Source organism: Allobosea massiliensis, from assembly GCF_042655245.1.
Lineage (GTDB): Bacteria > Pseudomonadota > Alphaproteobacteria > Rhizobiales > Beijerinckiaceae > Allobosea > Allobosea massiliensis.
Map to the genome: position 1 here is coordinate 21,010 of NZ_JBHSLU010000003.1, position 19,872 is coordinate 40,881.

19 protein-coding genes are annotated in these 19,872 nt (G+C 68.3%); 7 read left to right on the forward strand and 12 right to left on the reverse strand.

Going from position 1 to position 19,872, the window contains the following annotated elements:
• Positions 1-7: 7 nt before the first annotated feature.
• Positions 8-394 (reverse strand): winged helix-turn-helix transcriptional regulator, encoded by a 387-nt coding sequence (locus ACFPN9_RS00355; protein WP_156450035.1) that lies wholly within the window; start codon positions 392-394, stop codon positions 8-10.
• A 133-nt stretch (positions 395-527) separates the two neighbouring features.
• On the opposite strand from ACFPN9_RS00355, the gene ACFPN9_RS00360 reads away from it, so the two are divergent.
• Together ACFPN9_RS00360 and ACFPN9_RS00365 are read left to right on the forward strand one after the other, a co-directional pair.
• Positions 528-1,274 carry an SDR family oxidoreductase gene (locus ACFPN9_RS00360; RefSeq protein WP_066734452.1) on the forward strand — a complete coding sequence of 249 codons (747 nt, stop codon included), beginning with the start codon at positions 528-530 and terminating at the stop codon, positions 1,272-1,274.
• A 61-nt stretch (positions 1,275-1,335) separates the two neighbouring features.
• Positions 1,336-2,283, forward strand: coding sequence for a 50S ribosomal protein L11 methyltransferase (locus ACFPN9_RS00365; RefSeq protein ID WP_066734454.1), 948 nt, complete (start codon positions 1,336-1,338; stop codon positions 2,281-2,283).
• Between the two features lie 165 nt (positions 2,284-2,448).
• On the opposite strand, the gene ACFPN9_RS00370 is transcribed toward ACFPN9_RS00365, so the two are convergent.
• Together ACFPN9_RS00370 and ACFPN9_RS00375 are read right to left on the reverse strand one after the other, a co-directional pair.
• On the reverse strand, positions 2,449-2,577 hold the full coding sequence (locus ACFPN9_RS00370) for a hypothetical protein (RefSeq protein ID WP_280939880.1): 129 nt from the start codon (positions 2,575-2,577) through the stop codon (positions 2,449-2,451).
• Positions 2,578-2,658: 81 nt separating this feature from the next.
• Positions 2,659-2,901, reverse strand: a complete 243-nt coding sequence (locus ACFPN9_RS00375) for a hypothetical protein (RefSeq protein WP_066734456.1) — start codon at positions 2,899-2,901, stop codon at positions 2,659-2,661.
• A 302-nt stretch (positions 2,902-3,203) separates the two neighbouring features.
• Between ACFPN9_RS00375 and ACFPN9_RS00380 the strand changes: the two genes are divergently transcribed.
• Both ACFPN9_RS00380 and ACFPN9_RS00385 read left to right on the forward strand, forming a co-directional pair.
• Entirely contained in the window at positions 3,204-5,042 is a 1,839-nt protein-coding gene (locus ACFPN9_RS00380; RefSeq protein ID WP_066734458.1) for an aminopeptidase P family protein, read from the forward strand.
• Positions 5,043-5,110: 68 nt separating this feature from the next.
• Complete coding sequence (locus tag ACFPN9_RS00385; protein WP_066734460.1) at positions 5,111-5,788, forward strand: hypothetical protein; 678 nt, start codon at positions 5,111-5,113, stop codon at positions 5,786-5,788.
• A 1-nt stretch (position 5,789) separates the two neighbouring features.
• On the opposite strand, the gene ACFPN9_RS00390 is transcribed toward ACFPN9_RS00385, so the two are convergent.
• The 4 genes from ACFPN9_RS00390 to ligA form a co-directional block, all read right to left on the reverse strand.
• Positions 5,790-6,089, reverse strand: a complete 300-nt coding sequence (locus tag ACFPN9_RS00390) for an AzlD family protein (RefSeq protein WP_066734463.1) — start codon at positions 6,087-6,089, stop codon at positions 5,790-5,792.
• Positions 6,086-6,793, reverse strand: a complete 708-nt coding sequence (locus ACFPN9_RS00395) for an AzlC family ABC transporter permease (RefSeq protein WP_066734466.1) — start codon at positions 6,791-6,793, stop codon at positions 6,086-6,088. The genes ACFPN9_RS00390 and ACFPN9_RS00395 overlap by 4 nt, the downstream gene beginning before the upstream one ends.
• A gap of 11 nt (positions 6,794-6,804) precedes the next feature.
• Positions 6,805-7,668, reverse strand: coding sequence for an AraC family transcriptional regulator (locus tag ACFPN9_RS00400; RefSeq protein WP_082735474.1), 864 nt, complete (start codon positions 7,666-7,668; stop codon positions 6,805-6,807).
• A gap of 99 nt (positions 7,669-7,767) precedes the next feature.
• The gene (gene ligA, locus ACFPN9_RS00405) at positions 7,768-9,924 is read right to left on the reverse strand and encodes an NAD-dependent DNA ligase LigA (RefSeq protein WP_377814902.1); all 2,157 of its coding nucleotides are present in this window, start codon (positions 9,922-9,924) and stop codon (positions 7,768-7,770) included.
• A gap of 216 nt (positions 9,925-10,140) precedes the next feature.
• On the opposite strand from ligA, the gene ACFPN9_RS00410 reads away from it, so the two are divergent.
• Positions 10,141-10,944, forward strand: coding sequence for a DUF2189 domain-containing protein (locus tag ACFPN9_RS00410; RefSeq protein ID WP_067253426.1), 804 nt, complete (start codon positions 10,141-10,143; stop codon positions 10,942-10,944).
• Positions 10,945-11,171: 227 nt separating this feature from the next.
• On the opposite strand, the gene ACFPN9_RS00415 is transcribed toward ACFPN9_RS00410, so the two are convergent.
• Entirely contained in the window at positions 11,172-13,379 is a 2,208-nt protein-coding gene (locus ACFPN9_RS00415) for a DEAD/DEAH box helicase (protein ID WP_066722239.1), read from the reverse strand.
• Between the two features lie 283 nt (positions 13,380-13,662).
• Between ACFPN9_RS00415 and ACFPN9_RS00420 the strand changes: the two genes are divergently transcribed.
• Together ACFPN9_RS00420 and aidB are read left to right on the forward strand one after the other, a co-directional pair.
• On the forward strand, positions 13,663-14,043 hold the full coding sequence (locus tag ACFPN9_RS00420) for a hypothetical protein (protein ID WP_377814905.1): 381 nt from the start codon (positions 13,663-13,665) through the stop codon (positions 14,041-14,043).
• Between the two features lie 88 nt (positions 14,044-14,131).
• On the forward strand, positions 14,132-14,959 hold the full coding sequence (gene aidB / locus ACFPN9_RS00425) for an AidB family quorum-quenching N-acyl homoserine lactonase (RefSeq protein ID WP_066722235.1): 828 nt from the start codon (positions 14,132-14,134) through the stop codon (positions 14,957-14,959).
• Between the two features lie 196 nt (positions 14,960-15,155).
• Here the strand turns inward: aidB and ACFPN9_RS00430 are convergent, their stop codons facing one another.
• The 4 genes from ACFPN9_RS00430 to lpxC form a co-directional block, all read right to left on the reverse strand.
• Entirely contained in the window at positions 15,156-15,860 is a 705-nt protein-coding gene (locus tag ACFPN9_RS00430) for a hypothetical protein (protein ID WP_066722232.1), read from the reverse strand.
• Positions 15,857-17,542: a DNA repair protein RecN gene (recN, locus tag ACFPN9_RS00435; RefSeq protein WP_066722230.1), complete on the reverse strand. Its 1,686-nt coding sequence runs from the start codon at positions 17,540-17,542 to the stop codon at positions 15,857-15,859. Before recN ends, ACFPN9_RS00430 begins: the two co-directional genes overlap by 4 nt.
• Before the next feature lie 57 nt (positions 17,543-17,599).
• Positions 17,600-18,517, reverse strand: a complete 918-nt coding sequence (locus ACFPN9_RS00440) for an outer membrane protein assembly factor BamD (RefSeq protein WP_066722267.1) — start codon at positions 18,515-18,517, stop codon at positions 17,600-17,602.
• A 164-nt stretch (positions 18,518-18,681) separates the two neighbouring features.
• On the reverse strand, positions 18,682-19,629 hold the full coding sequence (gene lpxC / locus ACFPN9_RS00445) for a UDP-3-O-acyl-N-acetylglucosamine deacetylase (protein WP_066722228.1): 948 nt from the start codon (positions 19,627-19,629) through the stop codon (positions 18,682-18,684).
• Positions 19,630-19,872: the final 243 nt, after the last annotated feature.

A 19,872-nucleotide genomic window follows, 5' to 3' on the forward strand; every position in this document is an offset into this window, starting at 1 on the left:
CTGTCCTTCACCCCTCCCTCGCCCGAAACGCCGCCCGCGCCGCCTCGACCTGAGCGTGATAGGTCTCCGCCCAGACCCAGACGCCGCAGAAGGCCGCCGTCAGTTCACGGCCGATCTCCGTCATCGTGTAGTCGACATGCGGCGGGATCACCGGGTGGACCTTGCGGGTGATTAGCCCGTCGCATTCCATCTGCCGCAGCGTCTTGGTCAGCATCTTCTGGCTGATGCCGCCAACGATGCGGCCGAGCTGGCGGAAGCGCAGTGTGCCATGCTCCTCCAGCGCCTCCAGGATCAGCATGGTCCATTTATCGGCGACCTGACCGATCACGTCCCGCACCAGCGCCTCGACCTGCGGACTGACCTCCGGATGGATCAGCCGGCCCTGCTCGCGCATCGCCTCCACGGCTTCGCGGATCATCTGCATGCGACGCTTTCCTTTGGGTGCCTATGGCACTTTCAGGTGCCTTCTTTCGATTAGAGAGCATCGGCCCTAGCTGTGTCGGACGCAACCGAGAAAGGGCCTTGCGATGAACATCACCGGAAACTCCATCCTCATCACCGGCGGCGGCAGCGGCATCGGCCGCGCCCTGGCCGAAGCACTGCATGCGAAAGGCAACAGCGTCGTCATCGCCGGCCGCCGCGAGCGCGTGCTCGACGACGTCACCCAGGCCAATCCCGGCATGGCATCGATGGTGCTCGACATTCAGGACAAGGCCGACATCGCAGCCTTCGCCCGTGAGGCCGTCACGCGCTTCCCCGCGCTGAACGTCATCGTCAACAATGCCGGCATCATGCGGCCGGAAACGCAGATCGACCTCGCCATCGCCGAGGAGACGATCGCGACCAATCTGCTCGGCCCGATCCAGCTGACGGCGGCACTGCTGCCGCATTTGCTGGCACAGCCACGCGCCACCGTCGTCACCGTCTCCTCGGGCCTCGCCTTCGTGCCGCTCGCCGCGACCCCGACGTATTCCGCCACCAAGGCCGCAATCCATTCCTGGTCGATGGCACTGCGCCATCAGCTTAAGGACACCTCGGTCGAGGTCGTCGAGATCGCGCCGCCTTACGTCCAGACCGAGTTGCTCGGTCCGCAGCAGGCGACCGACCCCGACGCCATGCCGCTGGCCGATTTCACCGCCGAGGTGATGGCGCTTCTCGAAGCCGCGCCGGCGGATGGCGAGATCATCGTCGAGCGCTGCAAGCCTCTGCGCTTCGCGGAGCGTAACGGGCAGACGCAGACCCTGTTCAGCGCCCTTGCCGCGCGCGACCACTGAAGGCACAGGAGGCCTTCGGGACGCGCATGACAACTGCGTCCACGCCTGCTATCCCGCCGCCATGCGCGAAGGCCTCCTCCCCTCCACGGTCGCGACCGTCCTCGAACTCTCGACCAGCGGCGAGAAGGCGCGCGCGCTGACCGAGCTGCTCGGCGAGGTCTTCGACCCCACCGAAACGGCGATCTCGGCCTTCGAGATCGAGACCGGCGTCACCACGCTGTCGCTCAATGCGCCCTGGAAGGTCGAGATCTATTTCGCGACGCATCCCGATGAGGCGGCCGTGCGCGATCTGCTGCGGCCGATCGTCGGCGCCACCATCGACGCGACGCCCTTCGAGACGGTGAACCAGCAGGACTGGGTCGCCGCCAGCCTGGACGGGCTGAAGCCCGTCCGCGCCGGCCGCGTCCTCGTCCATGGCGATCATGACCGCGACGCGGTGCGGATCAACGATGTCGGCATCGAGATCCCTGCGGCGCTCGCCTTCGGCACCGGCCATCACGGCACCACGGCCGGCTGCCTGCTCGCCCTTGATGCCGAGTTGAAGCGCCGCCGCCCGCGAAACGCGATCGATGTCGGCACCGGCACCGGCATTCTCGCGCTCGCGCTCGCCAAGCAGACCAAGCGCAAGGTCGTCGCCGGCGATATCGACGCCATCGCGGTCGAGGTCGCGGCGCACAATGCCCGCGTCAACCACGCGCCGCATGCCCTCGATCTCTATGTCGCGCCGGGCCTGCGCCACGCCAAGGCGAACCGGCCGCGCCATTTCGACCTGGTCTTCGCCAATATTCTGGCCGGCCCGCTCAAGAAGCTCGCTCCGTCGCTCGCGCGCGTGCTGTCGGATGACGGCACGGTGATCCTGTCTGGCCTGCTCGAGATGGATGTCGCCGGCATCGTCTCGACCTACCGGCACCAGGGGCTTTATCTCGCCCGCCGGTCGCTGCGCGAGGGCTGGGCGACGCTGGTCATGAAAAAAGGCGGCGCAGCCCCGAGGCCACGCCACCTTCGATAATCCGGAAAGCTATTCAGGCGCCTCCGCAAGGGGCGGCGTGATCCTTCGCCAGGCTGAGCCGAATGGCGCGGCGTTCGAGAACCGGAGCGGAGCGGACATATCGTCCGTGAGCACCGGAAGCGCAGAACGTCGCGTCAGGCGGCCAGCATCGCAAAGGATCGCGGATCAGAAGCCGATATGGCCGTACTTGGCTTCCGCCTCGGCCTGCATCGAGCGGGCGTCGTGCCAGACGGCGGAGGTGAACTTCACGGCGTCGACGATGCTCTCGTAGACATGCTTGATGATGGCGATCATGGTTTTCGTCCTTGGCGGGCGCCGCAAGGCGGCGCGGAATGGGAGGCTCCGGCGCGTCATGCGCCGGACGAAAGGCAAGGCTCAGCGGTTGAACGGCAGCGCTTCGTCGGTCGCCAGCGTCGTCGTCGGAATGCCGCCGAGCAGCATGCCGGACTCGTTGATGCGGAAGCTGTGGGCACGCAGTTCGCGAAGCGCCGAGCGGCGGCGGCTTTCGATCAGCGCGGCGTAGAGACGCGGCCAGAAGCCTGGACCTTCCGCGGCCTTCGCGGTCTTGGTGACCTCGGTGGCGGGCAGGACGGCGGTATCGTTCAGCACATAGGTCATGGGGATCCATCTCCTCAATCGAAACGAAGGACAGTCCCGGTCGCTTCCTCGTTCTCTTATGCGACCAAAGTGGTACGTCTTCGCACTTGCGAAAAGAGGACTTCGCAGATGCGAGATATGCATTTGACGCATGGGCGGGACAGGATTTCGTTAACCTGTCACGATTCCGCATAGCGAAGGGGCAGACGCCTGTTTTTCAGGCGGCGGTTTCAAGGGGCACGACAGGGCGCCCAACGCCATTTCGACTCGCCATCGCCGCCGGCAGCCGCGACGATGGCGCCATTGCCAACCGGACCCCGCCGATGCCCGAATCGCCTGCCCTGCCGACCTGCCGCTTCCAGAGCTTCTCCGAGCCGACCGACCCGTCCCAGGTGGCGCCGCGCATCGCCGCGCTGCGGCAGGAACTCGCGAGACAGGGGCTCGCCGGCTTCATCGTGCCGCGCGCCGACGAGCATCAGGGCGAATATGTCCCCGCCCATATGGCCCGCCTCGCCTGGCTGACCGGCTTCACCGGCTCCGCCGGCAACGCCGTTATCCTCGCCGACCGGGCCGCGCTGATCGTCGATGGCCGCTACACCATCCAGTCCCAGGAGCAGACCGACACTGCCATCGTCACGCCGACGCGGATGGAAGAGATGCCGCTCGACCGCTGGATCGAGGCAAACCTGCCGGCCGGCGGGCGGCTGGGCTACGATCCCTGGCTGCACACGGTCGACGGCGTCGCCAAGCTGGACAAGGCGGCGGCGGCCGCCGGCGGCACGCTCGTGGCGGTGGCGCAGAACCCGGTCGATGCGATCTGGCGCCACAGGCCGGTGCCCCCCGCCGCGCCCGTGAAGGCCCATCGCGGCGACTTCGCGGGAGAGGACGCAGCCGGCAAGCTCGGCCGCATCCAGGAGGCGCTGACCAAGGCGAAGGTCGATGCGCTCGTCGTCTCGGACCCGCACGCGCTGGCCTGGACCTTCAACATCCGCGGCGGCGATGTCGAGCACACGCCGCTGCCCCTCGGCTACGCCATCGTGCCGCGCGAGGGCCGTCCCACCGTTTTCCTCGCGCCGGAGAAGATCACCAACGAGGCCGGAGACGCGATCGGCGCCGTCGGCGAGATCGCGCCGCCGAGCGCCCTGACGACACAGCTCAAGGCGCTGGGCGCGGCCGGAGCAAAGGTGAGGCTCGACGCGACGACCGCCGCTTCAGCGCTCGCGACCCTGATCCGCGACGCCGGCGGCACGCCCGATGCGGGCACGGACCCGATCGCCCTGATGAAGGCGCGCAAGAACAACGCCGAACTCGCCGGCGCCCGTGTCGCCCATCTGCGTGACGGCGCGGCGATGGTGCGCTTCCTCTCCTGGCTGGCGCGCGAGGCGCCCAAGGGTGGGCTGACCGAGATCGACGCGGTCGCGGCACTCGAGGCCGAGCGGCTGAAGACCGGGCTGCTCAAGGACGTCTCCTTCACCACCATCGCCGGCGCCGGCCCTAATGCGGCCCTGCCGCATTACCGCGTCACGGAGGCAAGCAACCGGGCGATCGAGCCCGGCATCCTGCTGGTCGATTCCGGCGGCCAGTACGAGGACGGCACCACCGACATTACGCGCACCATAGCGATCGGCGAGCCGAGCGCCGAGATGCGGGACCGCTACACCCGCGTGCTCAAGGGCCACATCGCCATTTCGCGCGCAGTTTTCGTCAAGGGCACCTCGGGCGCCCAGCTCGATGCGCTGGCGCGGCTGCCGCTCTGGCAGGCGGGGTTCGATTTCGACCACGGCACCGGCCATGGCGTCGGCAGCTATCTCTCGGTGCATGAGGGGCCGCAGCGCATCTCCAAGCTCGGCACCACGCCGCTGGAGCCCGGCATGATCCTCTCCAACGAGCCCGGCTACTACAAGGAAGGCCATTACGGCATCCGCATCGAGAACCTGATCGTCGTCGAGGAGCGGATCATTCCGGGCGGCGAGCGCACCATCTACGGCTTCGAGACCATCACCTGGTGCCCGTATGAGCGCGCGCTGATCGACCGCGCCTTGCTGGACGAAGGCGAGATCGCCTGGATCGACGCCTATCACGCTCAGGTCTGGAACAAGCTCGCGGGTCTGGTCGAGGGCGAGGCGAAGGCATGGCTGGAGAGCGCCTGCCTTCCGCTTTGAGAGAAGATCGGAATTGACACAACCTAAGGTAGCATTATCGTCTCTGCCATTCTCAGGCGGGGGCGACCATGACCAGGCATTTTCTCTCGATCGCATGCGGACTTCTGGCGGCCGGTTGTGCGACCTCGCCGCCGGGCTCTGTCTCCCCGGACATCGGAGGGCGTGAACTTCGGCCCGCGCGCGCCGGCATCAATGTCGGCTCGCTCTATTTCGCCCGCGAGCAGGCGACGGAGGACCGGTCCCGTCCCGTCAATCTGGAGCGTCTCTGCGAGGTCAATCTGGAGCGCTACGCCGTGCTGCCGGTCGATGCCAGGCAGTCGGACCTCGATCTCAGCTTCAAGCTCGAGGCCAGCGGCGCCGTCAGCGGCATCAAGAACATCTTCGTCAATCTCGGCCTCGGCGGCAACTTCAGCGATCATTTCGAATACAAGCTGACCAATGTCGTCGATCGCAGCATCACCTATCAGGAAGCGCAGACCCTCTTCACCGACCGGGCCTTCAAACGCGACTGCAGCCATTGGCGCAAAAACATCTCGCGCGAGAACTGGGCCCGCTACCAGATCCTGTCGATCAAGACCGGCGACATCGTGCTGCGGCGGAAGGCGGATAGCGGCGCCTCCGCCGACATCAAGGCCAAGATCGCCGTCGCGGAGCCTCAGCTCAAGGCCGCCCTCTCGCGCAGCTACAACCTGGCAGTGAGTGGTCAGGGCATGGTGATCGCGGTCAACCCGATCATCCGCGAGTAAGTCAGGCGAGCGCCCGCAACGCCACCACCGCCGCGACACCGACAACGACCACGCCGAGCAGCGGCAACCGCGTCGCGGCGAGCGCGGCGAGCAGCGCGGCGGCCGTCTCCGGCCAGCCTGTGGCGAGCGCGCTCGGCGCGATGACGGCGACGAGGACGGCCGGCGGGATCGCGTCGAAAGCCGCCTGGGCGCGCGGCGAGAGCTGAAGCCGGCCGGCGAGCGCGAGCCCGGCGAGGCGGGTCGCATAGGTCGCGAGCGCCATGCCGAGAATGGCGAGGAGGTTGTGCGGGTCGAGCGTCACGGGCGAGCCTCCGGCACGGGCTCGACCTCCCCGGCCGCGAGCCAGGCGGCGGCGAGCCCGCAGAGCGCGCCCGCCAGCACATGCCAGGGCGGCCCGATCAGCCGGTAGGTGAGGGCCGAGGCGAGGCCGGCCGCCGCCACGGTCCAGAATGTCACCCGCCCCTTCCAGAAGGCGGCGACCAGCGCGATGAACAGCGCGGTGAAGGCGAAATCCGCCCCGAAGCGGCGCGGATCGCCCAGCGCGGCACCGACCAGGGCGCCGAGCGTCGAGGTCGCGCACCAGCAGACTACGAAGGGCACGAGCATGCCGAACCAGTAGGCCGGCGTCAGCGCGTGGCTGCGCGCCCGCGTCTCGGCCAGCGCCCAGTTCTCGTCGGCCATGTAGTAGAGTCCAATCGCGGTCTGAGCGCGCGAGAAGCCTGCGAGCTTCGGCGCGAGAGAAGCGCTCATCAGCACATGGCGGGCATTGATCAGCAGCGTCGAGAAGACGATCGCACCGATCGGCGCCGGCGTCGCCCAGAGTTCCACGGCCGCGAACTGCGCCCCGCCGGCGAAGACGAGCGCGCCCATCGCGAACGTCTCCAGCGGAGACAGGCCCTTTCCGGCCGCGAGCGCCCCGAACAGCAGCGCGATCGGCACCGCCGCGAGCAGAGCGGGCGCGATGTCGCGCAGGCCCCGCAGGGCATCGTCTCGCGTGGAGGACATGGAGGAAGCCTTCAGGAGAGATGGGCGGCGCGGAAGGCGCCGGGCGTGACGCCGAGCCGGGCCTTGAAGGCGCGGGTGAGATGGGCCTGATCGCAGAACCCGGTGGCGGCCGCGACCGCGCCCGGCGCCTCGCCCCGCCGCAGCCGCTCGCGCGCCCGCCTGACGCGGACATCGACGAGGAAGGCATGCGGCGTCAACCCGGTCTCGGCCCGGAAGGCGCGGATGAGATGATGCCGCGGCAGGCCGACCGCGGCGCCGATCTCGGCCAGCGAGAGGTCCTCGTCGTGGCGGGCCTCGATCAGCGCCCGTGCACGGTCGACCGGGCCGGGCTCGCGCCCGACGGAGCGCGGGCCGAGATCGGCATGGCGCGCGAGCATCGCGGCAAAGGCCCGCAGCAGCGCCTCCTCGCCGGCCAGCGCATCCGCCCCCTCCTCCAGCAGGCGATGGGCCGCGGCAAACTGCGCCGCCCCTTCCGGATCATGCACGACCGGTTTGCGGAAGAAGGGCGTTCCGACGCTCTCGCGCCCGGTCAGCGAAGCCGCCAGCTCCTGCATCAGATCGAGGCCGGGATAGCTCATCCGGTAGCGATAGCCGCCCTCGCTCGGCGCCCCGTCATGGACGTCGAGCGGCTGGTTCATCACGAGATCGCCGGGGCCGGCATAGAGCTTCCGGCCGCGCGCATGCCAGACCTCGCATCCGCTCAGGATGGTCCCGATCGCATAGGTGTCGTGGGCATGGGGCGCATAGGCATGGGTGCGGAAGGTCGCCGCCAGGAACTCCAGCCCGTCGAAGCGGCGGGCGGCGAAGAGATGCGCCCGCTCGCCCGCCTTCAGCGGCGTCTCGGCCAGCGCCTGTTCCTGCGTGATCAGATCCATGGCGCGAGGTTAAACCCGATCGCGCCGGGAGCGTCTTGAAGAAAAGTGATCGCGCGCATCAGCCTGGGCGATCGGCCGGACGGGCCAACGACGAAGGCCTCAGCCCCCGACGAGATCGAACCAGCCGGCCTCGTCGATCACCTGAACGCCGTGCTTCTGCGCATCCTTCAGTTTCGAGCCCGCGCCCGGCCCCGCCACCAGCAGGTCGGTCTTGGAGGACACCGAGCCCGCGACCTTCGCCCCGAGGCGTTCCGCCATCGCCTTGGCTTCGTCGCGCGTCATCCGCTCGAGCGCGCCGGTGAAGACCACGATCTTGCCGGCGACAGGGCTGGCGGACGCCACCGCCTCCAGCGGCTGCGGCGTCACCTGCGCCAGAAGCCGGTCGAGCAGTTCCTCATTATGCGGCTCTCCGAAGAAGTCGGTCAGCGCCTCGACCACGGTGGGCCCGACACCGTCGATCGCGTCGAGTTCCTGCCGCTCGGGCGAGGCCGGGTCGGCCGCCGCCAGCCCCGCCGCCCGCAGCGCCTCGAAGGAGCCGTAGTGACGCGCCAGCAGGCGGGCATTGGTTTCGCCGATATGGCGGATGCCGAGCCCGAAGATGAAGCGGTTGAGCGGTGGCGTCCGGCGCTCCTCGATCGCGGCGAAGAGCTTGGCCACGCTCTGGGCGCCGAAGCCCTCCTTGTCCTTCAGCTTCTTGAGATTGGCGCCGTCGCGCGCGGCGAGCGTGAAGATGTCGGCCGGCTCCTTTACCGGCAGGTCGGGATCGCCGTGGAAGAACTCGATCTGCTTGTCGCCGAGCCCGTCGATGTCGAGTGCGTCGCGCGAGACGAAATGCTTCAGCCGCTCGACCGCCTGCGCCGGGCAGATCAGCCCGCCGGTGCAGCGGCGCACCGCATCCTCTTTGCCGGAGCGCGGATTGATCTCCCGCGTCGCATGGCTGCCGCAGGCGGGGCACAGCGTCGGGAACGCATAAGGCTTCGCATCCGCCGGTCGCTTGCTCAGATCGACCGCCGCCACGCGCGGGATGACGTCGCCGGCGCGCTTGACCGTCACCGTGTCGCCGACGCGGATGTCGGGTGGCTCGCCGTCGCGGATGCGCTCGCCCTTGGAATCGTAGCCGCGGATGTAATCCTCGTTGTGCAGCGTCGCATTGGTGACGACGACGCCGCCGACCGTCACGGGGCACAGCCGCGCCACCGGCGAGAGCGCCCCGGTGCGGCCGACCTGGATCTCGATCGCCTCCAGGACGGTCGTCGCGAGTTCGGCCGGGAACTTGTGCGCGATCGCCCAGCGCGGCGCCCGCGAGACGAAGCCGAGTCGCGCCTGAAGCGCGAGTTCGTCGACCTTGTAGACCACGCCGTCGATATCGTAGCCGAGCGTGGCGCGCTGGCTCTCGATCAGCCGGTAATGCGCGATCAGGTCCTCGACGCTCTCGCAGCGCTTCATCAGCGGGTTGGTGCGGAAGCCCCAGCGCCCGAACGCCTGAACGACGCCCGATTGGGTGGGCGCCGGCAGCTCCGGCATCTCGCCCCAGGCATAGGCGAAGAAGCGCAGCGGCCGCGAGGCGGTGATTGTGGCGTCGAGCTGGCGCAGCGAACCCGCCGCCGCATTGCGCGGGTTGGCGAATTCGGGCAGCCCCTTCTCGCGCTGGCGCTCGTTGATCCCCGCGAAATCGGCATGGCCCAGATAGACCTCGCCGCGCACCTCGGCGACGGCCGGCACATCCGGCCCGGCCAGTGTCTGCGGGATCTCGGCAATGGTGCGGGCGTTGACCGTGACGTCCTCGCCCTCCTCGCCATCGCCGCGCGTCGCGGCGTGGACGAGCGCACCCTTCTCATAACGCAGCGACAGCGACAGCCCGTCGATCTTGGGCTCGGCGGTGAAGGCGATCGGCTCCTCGTCCCTGCGGCCGAGGAAGCGGTGCACCCGCTGCACGAACTCGGCCACCGCCTCGTCGGTGAAGGCGTTGTCCAGCGAGAGCATCGGCACGCGATGGCGGATCTTGGCGAATTTGCCCGACGCCTTGGCGCCGACCTTGGCGCTGACCGTGGACGCCGCCTTCAGCGCCGGGAACGCCGCCTCGATCGCCACCAGCCTTCGCCGCAGCGCATCATAGGAGGCGTCGTCCATCTCCGGCGCGTCGTTCTGGTGATAGGCGATGTCGGCGGCCTCCACCGCCTCGGCCAGCCGCTTGTGCTCGGCCCGGGCCTGGCGGGAGGTCAATTGCTCGACGGGGATCTCTGCGGGCTCGTTCATGCGCTCTCATTAGGCGAGAAGCCCGCGTCGAAAAAGGGCAGCAGTGCTACCCCTCGCCTCATCCCGCTTTCGTGTTCCCGCCCCCTGCGACAACGCGTCCGTTCTGCGCTATCCTGAAATCGCTGGGAATTGGAAGCTCGACGCCTATCGGCCGTTGACCCAAGGATCGCGTCAAAGGGCTGCAAGGCGAACCGGGCCGCAACCGGGAGACACGCCATGGCCAATCTCGACGTCCATCTGCACAGCGTTCCGCGGGAGGATGCCCCCGCCCTGCCGCGCGTCAACACGATCACCACCGCCGATTTGCGCCACGCCCTGCGTCTCGGCTGGGAGGATTTCAAGGCGCAGCCGAGCCACCTCGCCTTCGTCGCGCTGATGTACCCCGTCATCGGCGTGCTGCTGGCGCAGGCGACGGTGAGCTTCAACATCTTCCCGCTGCTGTTTCCGCTGCTCGGCGGCTTCGCCCTGCTCGGGCCCTTTGCCGCGATCGCGCTCTACGAGATCAGCCGGCGGCGCGAGCGCCAGCTCGATTCGAGCTGGGAACACGCCTTCGCCCTGCTGCGCTCGCCGGCGATCGGCCAGATCCTGCTTCTCGGCGCGATGCTGACCGGGCTCTTCATCGCCTGGCTGGGCTGCGCCTGGTTGATCTACCAGGGGCTGCTCGGCCTGCCCGCCGACGTCTCGACCTGGGACTTCCTGCGCGCCGTTTTCACGACCTTCGACGGCTGGACGATGATCGTGGTCGGCAATTCGGTCGGGCTGCTCTTCGCGATCGTCGCCTTCTCGATCTCGGTGGTCTCCTTCCCGCACATCATCGACCGTCGGGTGGATGTCGCGACAGCAGTGCGGACCTCGATCGCCGCGGTCGAGCGCAATCCGCGCGTGATGATGATCTGGGGTCTGATGGTGACCGGCCTGCTCGTGCTCGGCTGCCTGCCGCTGCTCGTCGGACTGATCGTGGTCATGCCCGTGCTCGGCCATGCGAGCTGGCATCTCTACCGCAAGGTCGTCGACGGCTGAGGCGATGCAAGCCCCCTGTGGGCAGGGAACTTTCGCGCAAAAGCGCGGTTTCCTGCCCATCATCGACCAGAGCGGCAGGGCCAGGCCCAGCCGCGACAGCGGGGGCTTCGTCCATGCACAGCATCATCTACATCGTCGGCCTGATCGTCGTCGTCTTGGCCATCCTGTCCTTCCTCGGCCTGCGCTGAGGCAGTCAGGAGGCGCCGGGCGCGCCGGCGCCGGCCGCCTCAGCGCGGCTTCTTGCCCTTGAAGGGCGCCTTGCCCGCAAAGGACTTGCCCGCAAAGGACTTGCCGGCCCCCGACTTACCGGCGCCGAAAGGCTTCGGCGCATAGGGCTTCTTCTCGCCAGAGGGCTTGTCGCCGGCCGGCTTGTCGAGGCGCGGCTTCGGGCCGCCGCGGAACGACACGTTCGGGTCCGCCAGCGCCTCGCGGTCGCTGCGCACCGGATCATAGGCCTTTCCCGCACCGAAGGGCTTCGACTTGCCCTCATAGGCCTTCTTCTTGCCCTCATAGGGCTTCTTCTCGCCGCCCTCGTAAGGCTTGGCTTCGGGCCGGGCCTCGTAGGGCTTCGGCTCATAGGCCTTCTTGGCGTAGGGCTTCCGGTCGCCGCCCTCATAGGGCTTCTTCTCGTAAGGCTTCTTGTCGTAGGGCTTCTTCTCATAGGCCCGGGCCGGACGCGCCTCGCCGTCGCGCTCGGGCTTGTTATAGGGCGCAGGCGCGTGGCTCGCCTTCTCGGCGAAGGGCTTGGCCGGGCGGCGCTCCTCCTCGCCGGTCACCGGCTCGATCGCGATCTTGTCGCGGTCGACGGCCTTCGCCAGCTCGTAGAAGCGCTCGGCGACATCGGCATCGATCTCGACCTTGGTCTCCTTGTCGAAGATGCGGATCGCGCCGACCTCGTCGCGGGTGATCTTGCCGCGGCGGCACAGCATCGGCAGCAGCTGGCGCGGGTCGGCGCCATCCTTGCGGCCCACGCTGAGGCGGAACCAGACCGTGTCACCACGCGGGCCGGCCTTGCGGGGACCGTCCGCCCGGGGGCTGCCCTCGCGGTGCTCGCCGAAGCGCGCGCCTTCGCGCGGCGCGTAATCCTCGCGCGCCCGGGCGGGACGGCGCTCGTCGCGCGCATAATTCGGGTCGCCGACCTCTTCCGAAGCCGGCAGGCGCGCGCGATAGATCCGCACCAGCGCGGCCGCAATCTCGTTGGCCGTGCGGCCGGCCAGCAGCGCCTCGACCATCGCGGCATCGACCTCGCCGGGCTCGCCGGTCAGGATCGGGTCGCTCAGAAGCCGCTCCTGGTCGAGCGCACGGATTTCGTCCTGCGTCGGCGGGCCGGCCCAGACGGCCTCGACCTTGGCCTCGGCCAGCAGCATCTCTGCCTTGCGGCGGCGCGACGGCGGCACCAGCAGCACGCTGGTGCCCTTCTTGCCGGCGCGACCGGTGCGGCCGGAGCGATGCTGCATCACCTCCGGATCGTTGGGCAGTTCGGCATGGATCACCAGCGTCAGGCCCGGCAGGTCGATGCCGCGCGCGGCGACGTCGGTCGCCACGCAGACGCGCGCCCGGCCGTCGCGCAGCGCCTGCAGCGCCGAATTGCGCTCGCTCTGCGAGAGTTCGCCCGAGAGCGCCACGGCCGAGAAACCGCGCTCCAGCAGGATCGCCTCGAGATGGCGCACCGCGTTGCGGGTGTTGCAGAACACCAGCGAGCAAGGCGAATCGTGGAAGCGCAGCAGGTTGACGACCGCGAGCTCGGCTTCCTTCGGATAGCAGCGGATGGCGCGATACTCGATGTCGGCATGGCCGCCGGGCGTGCCCGCGACCTCGATGCGCAGCGCATCGTTCTGGTAGCTCTTGGCGAGTTGGATGATCGCCTTGGGCAGCGTCGCCGAGAACAGCAGGCTGCGGCGCTCGGCCGGCGCCGTCTTCAGGATGAATTCGAGATCGTCGCGGAAGCCGAGATCGAGCATCTCGTCGGCCTCGTCGAGCACGACGGCCTTAAGCGCCGAAACGTCGAGGCGATGGCGCTCGATATGGTCGCGCAGACGGCCCGGCGTGCCGACGACGACATGGGCACCTTCATCCAGCAGGGCGGCCTCGCGGCGCGGGTCCATGCCGCCGACGCAGGCGATGATGCGGGCATTGGCGTGCTTGTAGAGCCAGGCGAGCTCGCGCTGGACCTGCAGCGCCAGTTCGCGCGTCGGCGCGATGATCAGGGCGAGCGGCTGGCCGGCCCGGCCGAAGGCTTCCGCCTCGCCGAGCAGCGTCGCGCCGATGGCGAGGCCATAGGCGACGGTCTTGCCGGAGCCCGTCTGCGACGAGACGAGCAGGTCGCGGCCGGCGGCCGCCTCCTCCAGCACGGCGCTCTGCACCGGCGTGGGTTCGGAATAATTGCGTTCGGCGAGCGCGCGCGCGAGCGGCGCACTCGAGGTCAGGAAGGACATGGGACAGAGGGCCTAGGGTTACGGCGCGGAATCGGAATGACGGCGCAGGATGTCGGCGACGGGCGCGAGGCGCAGCCATCGATTGCGGGGCTCATAGCGCAAAAGCCGACGGAAAGAAACCGTGATGGCAGTTGAGGGCGAATGCGCCCGCTCCCCTCACCCGAACCGTCCTTCCGGGCGAGCGGAGCGAAGACCCGCAAGGACGGCGCGGATGAAGTGAGGGCAGCACCCTTGACGACTCAGGTCCCGTCGCGCCATCCCGCCGCCGCTTGCGGGGAGAACGATGCGGATGCGGTGGGCGATCGTGGCGGGGGTGTTGGCGGCGAGCGCTCAGGCTCATGCCCAGGACGGCGCCCAGATGATGACGCTGGCCGAGGTCAGGCAGCGCCGCGCCGAACTCGCAGGGCTCTTCATTCGCGTCGAGAACGTCACCGTGTCCGGCTTCACCATCGCCCGCGGCGGCCTCGCCCGCGACGCCAGCGCCACGGTTCGCCTCGACGACACCGGCATGCCGCAGGACACCATCAGCTATCTCGAGCGCCATTGCACGAAGCCTGCCGCGGCCGCGGCGCCGGCCGGCGGCCGCGGCGCGCTGGAGTTCACGGTCGCCTCCGCACAGGGCACCTTCGCCATCAGCGACGCACAGTTCATCCCGCAGAACTGAGGCACATGGCGACCGTCCGGAGTCGCGCCTTGCCAAGGCGAGCCGCCGCGCGCTGTGATCGGGATCCCGCGGAACGGGGACGGCCTTCATGGATCAGCAGACGCGGCGCTTCGGCCTCTACGAGGTCTCGATTCTGCATGACGGCTTCTACGAGGCCCCCATCGACGTGCTGACACACGCCGCCGGCCCGGCCGCGCGCGACGGCGCCATCGCGGCCTGGGGCCGGCCGACCTTGCGGATCGTCGTCAACTGCTTCCTCCTGCGCGGCCCCGGCGGCATCACCCTCGTCGATGCGGGCACAGGCACGGCCTGGGGCGAGGCCTATGGCCATGCGCGGACCGCCCTCAAATCACTCGGCCTGACGCGCGAGAGCATCGATCGCGTCCTGATCACGCATCTCCATGGCGACCACGCGCTCGGCCTCTTCGATGGCGAGGCGGCCTATTTCCCCCATGCGCGCGTCCTCGTTCCGGCCACGGAGCTCAGCTTCTTCACGGACGCGGAGAAGCGCCTCAGCACGCCCGAGAACCGTCGCGGCGGCTTCGCCATCGCCGAGACGCTCCTGCGCCTCTACCCGGATCGCATCGACGCCATCGGAACCACCGGAGACGTCATTCCGAGGGTGACCTTGATCCCGCTGCCGGGCCATACCCACGGCCAGAGCGGCTATCTGATCGAGAATGGCGGGCGCGACCTACTTCTCTGGGGCGATGCGGTCCATCTGGAGACGTTGCAGGCAGCCGACCCCGAGGTTGGCCTCGTCTTCGATCTCGACGGCGCGGTCGCGGTCGCGACCCGTCGCGACATCCTCGGGCGGGCGGGCGACCATGGCTGGGTCGTCTCCGGCGGCCATGTCGACGGCTTCAAGACTGTGAGGCGTGTCGGCGACGTCTTCGAACTGGTGCCGGCCGCCTGAGCGGATTCAGCCCCGCACCCCGGCCGCCTCCAGCAGGCGCCCGGCGGCCGCCGGCTGCCGCGGCGCGCTGGAGTTCACGGCCGCCTCAGCGCAGGGCGCCTTCACCATCAGCGACGCGCAGTTCATTCCAGGGCGGTGAGTGGTTGCAGCCTACCGTCACGCAACGCATCCTTTGGCAAGGACGCCGATGAACCACTCATCTCACGAAATGTCCCAGCATAGGTACATAGCGACCAAGCTGCGACGACTGCCTGTATAGCTGCTCGCGATGGCTTGCGAGAAAAGGGATTCTCTTCTCGACCCCTCTCGTCACTGGCAAGCCAGTTAGTCCAACAAGGTTCAATGGCCATATCCCACCAGGAACCAATTCGATGGTGGCGGACCGGAAGCCGTAGCCGACGCCCAGAACGGCCCTGAAATCATCGATGTAATCGGGAGCGACACCCTGCGGAGGCGTGTCACGCCACCGGACACCGTAAACGATGGTTGCGCCTGCCGGATCGTTCAGATCGGGAAACGTCACGACGGTCGGGACCAGAACGCGATTCAACACGACCTCTCCAGTCAACGACTTGACCTCGTCCGGCATCAGACTTCGGCCAGCGCGACCGAAGGCCTTCAGGGCGATGTCATCCGGCGCGAGCAATGCGACGACATTCTTGCCATCACCCAGATCGAGAACGATCGCGTCGCCCCAGATCGCGGTGCCACCGCCGGTGTTCGGCAGCAAGCCCTTCCTCGTGTCCATGAAGACATGGACGACGCTGGTACCGCTCTTCACGCCCTGTGGCGTCTCGACCGACACCGTCAGGCGGTAGGCGTGATGGGGGGTCTTGACCGCGGAGGCCCAGAGCAGGGCGACCAGCCCGCACAACGCGAAAATCAGGGCCGCCTTCTTCACCCCCGCACCCCGGCCGCCTCCAGCAACCGCCCCGCAGCCGCTCGCGCCTCTTCGGTGATGCTCGCGCCGGCCAGCATGCGGGCGATCTCCTCGCGCCGCGCCTGGTCTTCCAGCCCCGTCACCCTCGTCACGGTGCGCGAGGCGGCGTCACCGGCCAGCGCCGATTTGGCGATCAGGAAATGCTGGGCGGCCTTGGCGGCAACCTGCGGCGCATGGGTCACCGAGATCACCTGGACCTTGCCGGCGAGCCGCGCCAGCCGCTCGCCGATCGCGTCCGCAACGGCGCCGCCGACGCCGGTGTCGATCTCGTCGAAGACCAGCGTCGGGGCCGAGCCGCGCTCGGCCAGCACGACCTTAAGCGCCAGCATGAAGCGCGAGAGCTCGCCGCCGGACGCCACCTTCATCATCGGGCCGGGCCGCGTGCCCGGATTGGTCTCGACCCAGAACTCGACGCGGTCGAAACCCTCCGGGCCCCGCGCCGTCTCGTCGCTGTCGATTCGCGTGATGAAGCGGGCGCGCTCCAGCTTGAGCGGCGGCAGTTCGGCCTTCACGGCGGCGTCGAGCTTTGCCGCCGCCTTCTGGCGGGCGGCGGAGAGCTTGCCCGCCAGCCCGACATAGGCCGCCTCGGCCCGGACGAGATCCTCTTCCAGCCGTCCGAGCGAAATCTCGCTGTCGTCGAGCGCGGCGAGATCGGCCGCCATGCTCTGCGCCAGCGGCACCAGCCCCTCGACCGGCACGTCGTATTTGCGCGCGGCGCCGCGCAGCGCGAACAGCCGCTCCTCGATACGCTCCTGCTCGCGCGGATCGTATTCGGCCGCGCGCATCCCGGCGGCCAGCGCCTCGCCCGCCTCCTCCAGCGCCACGATCGCGGTGTTGAGCGCGGCGAGCGAGGGGTCGATCAGCGAAGGCGCCTGTCCGGCCCGGCGCTCGAGGCGACGCAGGACGGCCGAGAGCGCGGAAATCGGCGAGCCCTGCCCGGCGACCGCTTCATGCGCGTCGATCAGGTCGCGGGCGACCTTCTCGGCCTGCATCATGCCCTGGCGCTGGGCGGCGAGCGCCTCCTCCTCGCCGGGCTGCGGCGCGAGCTTGCCGAGTTCGGCGACGGCATGGCGCAGGAAATCCGCCTCCTTGCGCGCCGCCTCGACGCGCAGGCGCTGCGCCTGCAGGGCCTGGCGCGCGCGCTTGAGCGTTTCGCTGGCGGCGACGACCGATTCGGATTGCGCTTCGAGCCCGGCGAAACCGTCCAGAATGACACGATGCTGCGCCGGGTCGGTCAGGGCCCGGTCGTCATGCTGGCCATGAATCTCGACGATCGCAGCGCCGATCATCCGCAGAATCTGTACGCTGACCGGCTGGTCGTTGACGAAGGCACGGGTGCGACCGTCGGCATATTGCACGCGGCGCAGGATCAGGTCGCCGTCGGTGTCGATCTCTTGGGCCTCTGCCAATTTCCGCGCCGCATGGTCGCCCGGCAGGTCGAAGACCGCGCTGACCTGCCCTTGCGCCTCGCCATGGCGCACGAGGCCGCCATCGCCGCGCCCGCCCAAGGCTAGTGCGAATCCGTCGAGGAGAATGGATTTGCCGGCGCCCGTCTCGCCCGTGAGTACGCTGAGCCCGTCGCGAAATGTCAGATCGAGCCGGTCGATCAGGACGATGTCGCGAATCGACAGCTGGACGAGCATGGCGGTCAGCGCAGACTCAGGAGGAGGGGCATGCGCGGGCGACCCTCGGGTGAGCGGTCAGGAGCGGCCGCCGAACCCGACGACGCCCACCACCGCGCGCTGGAAGCCCTGGAAGGCCCGGCTGATATAGGAGCCGCGATTCTCGCGCGGCTGCAGTCCGCCGCTCTCCAGCAGGACATAGGCGTCCTTGTACCAGGGGCTGTCCGGGAAGTTGTGACCGAGGACCGCGGCGGCGGTCTGCGCCTCGTTGGTGATGCCGAGCGCCATATAGGCTTCGGTCAGGCGCATCAGCGCCTCCTCGACATGCCTCGTGGTCTGGTACTTGATGATGACCTCGCGGAAACGGTTCACCGCGCCGGTGTAGTTGCGCTGCTCGAGATAGAAGCGTCCGACATTCATCTCCTTGCCGGCGAGCTGGTCGCGCGCCACCAGGAGCTTCTCCTTGGCGTCGAGCACATATTCCGACTTGGGATAGCGCTGGATGAGCTGTTCGAAGGCGGCGATGGCCAGCTGCGTCCGCTCCTGATCGCGCGTCGCATCCGGGATCTGGTTGTAATAGGACATCGCCATCAGATACTGCGCATAGGCAGCATCGGGGCTCGCCGGGTTCTGCGCGATGAAGCGCTTGGAGGCGGTGATCGTCTCCTCCCACTTCGAGGCCTGATAGTTCGTATAGGCCGCGAGGATCAGCCCCTTGCGCGCATAGGGGGAGAACGGCGCCTCCTTGTCGATCTGATCGAACTTCTTGGCCGCGCCTTCGCTGTCACCGTTTTGCAGACGGGCCAAACCCTCGTTGTAGAGCCTGTCCGCCGGGACGATCTCCTTGACCTCGGGCTTGTAGACCTCGGGCCGGTCGAAGGGATTGAGCGAGGAGACCGTGTCGCAGCCGCCGAGCAGCAGGGCGGCGCCCAGCGCGAGGGCGGTGCCCCGCGCCATCGATCCGGTGCGCTTGGATGTCGGGTTGTTCAGCCGCATGACGCTCACGTCGTCCGTCCTCATGTCTTCGTCCCCGCTCCTGGGGAAGCATGCCTTACCTCAGACGCCGAAGCCGCGCCACTGCCGAAAGCAAGCGCCCGCGGCTATGACGACGTCTATTCGACAGAAAACCGGCGACAGGAAGGCGCAGTCGTACGGACGGCTCAGTGCACGTCCGGCGCGAAGGCGGCCGGAGCGGCAGCCGCCATCTGGACGGCGCGCGGAGCGGCATAAACCGGCTCGGCCTCGACGATCGCGTAATTGGCGCGGTCGGCGAACAGAGCTTCCAGAATGCGGACATTCATCCGGTGGCCGCCGCAATAGGAGCGGAACTCGCCGATGATGGGATAGCCGGCGAGCGCGAGATCGCCGATCGCATCGAGGACCTTGTGGCGCACGAACTCGTCGCCATAGCGCAGCCCCTCGGGATTGATCACCTTGTCGTCGCCCACGGCGACGGTGTTGTCCAGCGAGGCGCCGAGCGCAAAACCGGCCTTCCAGAGCTGCTCGACGTCGCGCATGAAGCCGAAGGTCCGGGCGCGCGAGATTTCCTTGGAATAGGCCGCGGCCTCGAGATCGAAGACCTTGCGCTGGCGGCCGATCACGCTGGTGTCGAAGTCGATCTCGACATCCAGACGGAAGCCGCTCTTGGCGGGCAGCAGCTCGGCGAAGGCGCGGCCATGCTCGACGCGCACCGGCTGCAGGACCCGCAGATAGCGGCGCGCGGCGGAAAGGCCGACGAGACCCGTCGCCTCGATCGCGGCGACGAATTCAGCGGCACTGCCGTCCATGATCGGCATTTCGGGCCCGTCGATCTCGACCAGCACATTGTCGAGCCCGAGACCGGCGCAGGCCGACATCAGATGCTCGATGGTCGCGACCGACGCCGAGGCGCCGTCACCGATGACCGTGCACAGCTCGGTGGCGCTCACCTTGGTATGCTTGGCATGGATCAACTGCGCCGGCGCATCCTCGATGCCCTGGCGCAGGAAAACGATGCCGGAATTGACGCTGGAAGGCTTGAGGCAGATCGTGGCGGGAGCTCCGGAATGGACGCCGATGCCGGTCAAGGTCACGGGGGCCCGCAGGGTCGTCTGCCGATCGAAGCTCATTCCGGTATCCAATCCTGATCGCGAACGAGGCCGTCTCATCGGGTTTGCTTCCCGTGGGGGCAGTTCGTCAGCGATGCGTCCTGAGGCCGGGAAGGGGCGAACCCCATCTCCCGTCTGTCGTGGTGCAGCTGCAACATAAGCTTTCGGAGCATGCTCACAAAATCACGCTTTCTTTCGCTCTGTTACAGGTTTCTGCGCTGCCCGGATGATCTCTATCGAACTGGAATGATTGAGGTTTTCGAC